We start from the raw sequence: 4,787 nt of genomic DNA on the forward strand, positions 1-4,787 counted from the left end.
AGGCCTCACTGCTTTCGGCGCAGGACACGCCGCGCCTCATCTCACTTCGAAACAGGCCCTAGGCGCAGCCGGCGGGATTCAAACTCCCAACCTCTAGTCCATAGATCCCAAACGCTCACCGCGCCCCTTTTAGATCAGTCCGCACACTGCCGCGATGACCTCGGGGCCGTCCAGACCCGTTCATCCCGTGCGCCCTGGTCCACTGACGTCGCCCCGCACCCGAGATCATTTTGCGGATATCCCACGCCGTCAGGGACCCCTCAGTGTCCACCCAGAAGCGCCCAAACGCGTACCTGCCTCGGCGATCACAACTCGTGGAGCCAGTGCACGACGTTGTGAGCCTCAAAACCCAACCATCAGAGTCGCCGTCTCCGACGCCGGTGGCGACCCGCCCCCGTGATGCCGGACGGCGGACCAGCGCCAGGCGTCAGGTGTAGACGCCTCGCCAGTACTCCTCAGGGCTCTCAGTGAAGTCGTCCGGGCGCGTCTGGCGGAGGTGCTCGTACCTGACGTAGAGGAACGCGATGGCCTCTTGGAGGCCGCAGTCGAACGTCGTCCTGATCCACATGATCGCGCGGAGTCTTCGGCCTTCGACGATCAAGCTGTCAAGAGGGTCCCACTCGTTACCCATGGAGTGATCGTTACAGGTCAGCGGTTGCCGCTCCACTGGTTATCGGGCGGCGGCACGGACCCCGGGACCACCGTCGGCCGTGCGCCCCGGACATGGCCGTCCGGGCTGCAAGCGCCGCCCCCTGATCTCGACAAAACGAGCAGGTCACGTCGCACGCTCGTGCTGACACCCCAGCTCGTGAACAAGCTCCGGAAGGTCCATGCTCAGCAAGCCGCAGCCGAGATCGCGGCCGGTGACCTATGGAGTGAGCACGGGCTGGTCCTCGCGAGCGAGGTGGGCACTCCGAACCGCATGGGGCGCCCCCGGACACCGATGACGTCCCTGATCAAGCGGCACGACAACCCCAAGGAAGAGGATGCGTCCGACGAGCAGCCACCTCACGCGCGGCTGCATGACCTCCGGCATATCGACGCTGCTCCTGGCGGGCGCACCGGTGCATGTGGTGGCTGCCCGACTGGGACACGCGGCAATCTTCGCGCGAAAGATCGACGCGGCGGAAAGGGTGCATTGTTAGCAAAAAGGCCACTTTCCATCGCGGAAAGCGGTCTTTGGCGTGGGCGCAGCCGAAGGGATTCGAACCCTCGACCTTCTGATCCGTAACCACTGTCAGGCCAATGATCGGTCGATCCGCTCCAGCCAGGGCTATGTGTCGTTGATCGCGAACGTGAGCCGTCGTTTGTCTGTGTTGCCTAGCTCAACCGGCACACGCCGCGCGGGCGCTCCTCGCTCCAGAGTGCTCGTTCGCGCGAATGAGTGCTCCGGCTCGCGGGGGCTGGGGGCGAGACGCCCGCTTCGCACACGCTCAGCCAAAGGCCGTCAACGCTGCGGCCGAACGAGTGCCTGAGCCACGATCACACGATCCCCGTTGAACGTCAGCGAAGGCGATCCGTACAACTCGTAGCCGAGGTCAAGTGCTTCGCTGACCCGTCGGCAGAACGCCTCATCGTCGGGGCCGGTGAGAACGCGGTACCTGGGGAGATCCTTTGCATCGGGCATGCGGCGAGTCTAGAGACTGGGGCGGCCGTCACCGGACTGTGAGACGGACAGGCCGCATGAGCGCCTGGGGAGTGCATGACACACGGCACACCTGCGGCAAGCTCGCCTTGGAGATCCATCCTTGCGTCGCAATACAGATTCTCCGGCGATCTACACCGAGGTTTCCTCAGAGACCACCAGAACCTCGCTCAAGCGACTGGGGGACCACCTTCACCGCCCCAGGAACGGCGACGTAGCTGTACTTTGCTGCTGTACGCGTTAGCAAAAGCCCCCTTGTGATGATCACGAGGGGCTTTGACGTGGGCGCAGCCGGAGGGATTCGAACCCCCAACCTTCTGATCCGTAGCAACCGGCACCAACGGGATGGAAGCCATACGTGCAGCTAGAACAGTGTGCCGCTGATTTCGGACGTGTGTGGTTGTGTGCCCCTGTTGCTGTACTTCTCTGCAGTACTCCCGGGGCCCTGACCTGGCAGAAACGGTCTCTTGACGCACAGAGGGCCCACCCGTCGATGATGGCTATCCCGTGGCGATCCGCCGCATCCGACTGCCGTCCTTGGTGGAGGTCAGGAACTGCCCGTCCGCTGATGGTTTCAGCTCTTCGACGATCTTGACGCCTAGCGTGCAGTCCAGGGAGATGCGATAGATGCTCTCGAAGGCGTCCATCTTGCCCGAGCACTGATAGGAGCCCTGGCTAAGGGATGCAACTCCGTCCGGATATACGACGAGCGTCGCTGGTCCGTTCTCGGAGGGGTCGACGGACCGCCATCTGCCCGTCACCGAAGACAGCTTGGGGTCTCCCTCGGCCTTCGTGGCAGGAGGAGACGAGGCCGTCGAAGCGCTGGAGGGAGCGGTGCTCACAGGCTCCGAGGGGGATTCAGTGGCACCGCAGGCCGCGCTGGCCAACACAGCCGCGACCGTCATGGCCAGAGCAGATCGTCGATGCATAAACCGCCTTTCGTCCCAGCGAGGGCGCGGTGATGCCTCGCACTCCCATCGCAGGACAGCCGAGCATTCTCAGACCATTACGCCCTTGATCATAGATGTCGTGCTTGCTTCTGCCGGGCGGCATTGATGCGGAGTGCTCGTTCGCGCGAACGGCGCGCTCCCCGTGACAGACACTTCGGGCACGTCCAGCCCTCTGGCCCTGCGCACCCGTTGATCAGGCGACGACCGAGGCGACGAAGGCGTCCAGGTTCGCCCTGATGCGCGCGACCTTCTCCTCAAGGGGGACACCGTCGTCGTGGCCGTCGCCCAGCAGGGTCTGCTTCCTGCCCCGGACGTAAAGGGAGCAGGCCAGGTCAGCGCACAGGTACCGCCCGACGGTGTTGCCCTGCTTGCCGGCCTCGCCGCTGCGCCGCGCGCTCATCAACGCGACACCGCCGCCGGTGTGCACGGTCTGGCAGAACGAGCACAGGCTGGTCGAGTTGAACCCGCGCGCCTTGCCGGGCGCTGACGCGAATCGCAGCGCGATCCCGGTGAGCCGGTCGCCCGTCTCGGCGACCAGGTAAGCGCGGTCGGGGGGCCTTGGGATCCCGCCAGCCGAGGAAGTCAAGGTCGCCCCAGGGCAACTTTGCAAAGTCCTTGGGGAGGTTGAGGCGCTTGGCGTCGCCCTTGGAGCAGTTGACGAAGCAGGACCGCAGGTCGCGTTCGGTAATCGCTCGCATGGGGCGCGAGCCTAGGTTCGCGTTCGTGGCGCGGGCAAAGGGTTATCGAGCTGGCGACCTTAGGGAGTAGCCGGCGCCGTGGACAGATTCCAGCTCAAGCGCCGAGGGCCTATAAGCCGCTGCCCGCACCTCGTGGGTCTGCCCGATGGAACGGGACTCCTGCCTTCTTCGGTGTTCGCTCGGCGGTTCTGGGGCGGCCGTGGCCAGGCTGCGAGAACCGGTCGGATTTCTCAACAGCAAGAGTTGGCAACAGCATGAGGGCAGTCTGTTGATCTTCGGGTGCAGCCGCGTTCTGGGGGCGCTCACAGCCAGGCGACGCGGATCAGGTACACCTCACGCTGTTCGTCCAGAACGACGTAGGTGGCAAAGCCCTGCTCTCCGAACGCGTGCGTGGGCATGTTGCCTCTGGGGTTGGCCAGGCTGAACGGCTGCCCACTCCACGGTGCGGTTTCCAGCAGGGCGAACAGTTCGACCAAGGGCTGAAGCGCTGCGCTGGGAAGCGCAGCGACCTGCTCTTCGGCTGTCGGGGTTGTGATGAGTTGGTACAACTACCCCTCGGCCTCTCGCTGGGCGAGGATCTCCCGCCATGGCCGGCCTTGGGGACCTGCCCCCCGCCTTGGATCTGCTGCGCCAGGGCATGCATCTGACGGCGCCCTTCAGGGTCCGTCGTCGAATCGCATGCCGTGCTCCACCAGCGGTCGACGAAGTCGTTCAACACGCCCAGATCCAGGGTCACGCGGACCTCGTCGAGCACGGCCTTAAGGCTGGCGTCGAACGCTTCGCGGTCTTCTGGCACAACGAGGGCGGCCCGGATGGCACGCAGGCTCTTCCCTGGCATGGGCGGGCTGCCTGGTAGCCGTGCGGTTGCGCAGTCATCACAAGCCCTCTTCTCTCACTCGAAGAGCCTACAGACTCGGCCTGCCCCGCGCCTTCGCCACACGGGTCCGGGGCCACTCACCGAGTGAACGGCGGGGACGCTGTGACGGATCTGCACAGAGGGGGCGCCGTACCCGCTCGACTCAGGCTTACACAAGATCAAGGCCCGGGTGGGGAGGTGCTCCCTACCTGGGCCTGCGTTATGGAGCGGGTGACGGCAATCGAACCCGCGCTGTCAGCTTGGGAACCAAACCGATCATGCCCTCTATGGCCGCCGACCTGCCCTCCAGCCGTCCCGCGAGTGACCGCGGTTGACCCTAGATCACCGCCTCTAGTTGCACGCTAATTGCACGCCGCCTCCTCGCTGACCTGGCCACCGTCCGCACTCGTCGCTCACCGCGCGGTCCCTCGCCTTGGCCCGGGAGAAGCCGGCAGGCAGAGCTCCCAAGCCATACGCCGCCATTGAGCCGCTCGCCGGCCTTCCGCTCCAGAATCGGCGGGGCAGGCACGGCCTTCTCTTGGGGATCACAGGACTCGACACCCTAATGATCACCCCGGACCGTGCCTGCTCACGTTCCATCACTCACCCCGGACCAGACACCAATACCTGAACCGCGA

5 protein-coding genes and 2 pseudogenes are annotated in these 4,787 nt (G+C 65.1%); all 7 read right to left on the reverse strand.

The features are described 5' to 3' along the window. Nucleotides 1-427 precede the first annotated feature (427 nt). Complete coding sequence (locus ABD340_RS20455) at nt 428-631, reverse strand: hypothetical protein (protein WP_344590770.1); 204 nt, start codon at nt 629-631, stop codon at nt 428-430. Between the two features lie 816 nt (nt 632-1,447). Further along, entirely contained in the window at nt 1,448-1,627 is a 180-nt protein-coding gene (locus ABD340_RS20460; RefSeq protein WP_344590772.1) for a DUF1737 domain-containing protein, read from the reverse strand. Between the two features lie 518 nt (nt 1,628-2,145). Continuing rightward, a complete protein-coding gene (locus ABD340_RS20465; protein WP_344590773.1) occupies nt 2,146-2,292 on the reverse strand; it encodes a hypothetical protein in 147 nt (48 codons plus the stop codon). A 496-nt stretch (nt 2,293-2,788) separates the two neighbouring features. Further along, nucleotides 2,789-3,181 carry an FBP domain-containing protein gene (locus ABD340_RS20470; RefSeq protein WP_344590774.1) on the reverse strand — a complete coding sequence of 131 codons (393 nt, stop codon included), beginning with the start codon at nt 3,179-3,181 and terminating at the stop codon, nt 2,789-2,791. 22 nt (nt 3,182-3,203) lie between these two features. After that, nucleotides 3,204-3,293 (reverse strand): annotated as a pseudogene (locus tag ABD340_RS20475) (FBP domain-containing protein); the annotation flags it as partial. 302 nt (nt 3,294-3,595) lie between these two features. Then, a complete protein-coding gene (locus ABD340_RS20480) occupies nt 3,596-3,841 on the reverse strand; it encodes a hypothetical protein (RefSeq protein WP_344590776.1) in 246 nt (81 codons plus the stop codon). Between the two features lie 107 nt (nt 3,842-3,948). Beyond that, nucleotides 3,949-4,131 (reverse strand): annotated as a pseudogene (locus ABD340_RS20485) (DUF6247 family protein); the annotation flags it as partial. Between the last annotated feature and the right edge of the window lie 656 nt (nt 4,132-4,787).

This window comes from Actinomadura vinacea, assembly GCF_039532545.1.
Lineage (GTDB): Bacteria > Actinomycetota > Actinomycetes > Streptosporangiales > Streptosporangiaceae > Spirillospora > Spirillospora vinacea.

Coding starts and splice junctions, on each gene's coding strand:
- ABD340_RS20455 (WP_344590770.1), bottom strand. CDS start 631: ATGGGTAACGAGTGGGACCCTCTTGACAGCTTGATCGTCGAAGGCCGA.
- ABD340_RS20465 (WP_344590773.1), bottom strand. CDS start 2,292: ATGGACGCCTTCGAGAGCATCTATCGCATCTCCCTGGACTGCACGCTA.
- ABD340_RS20460 (WP_344590772.1), bottom strand. CDS start 1,627: ATGCCCGATGCAAAGGATCTCCCCAGGTACCGCGTTCTCACCGGCCCC.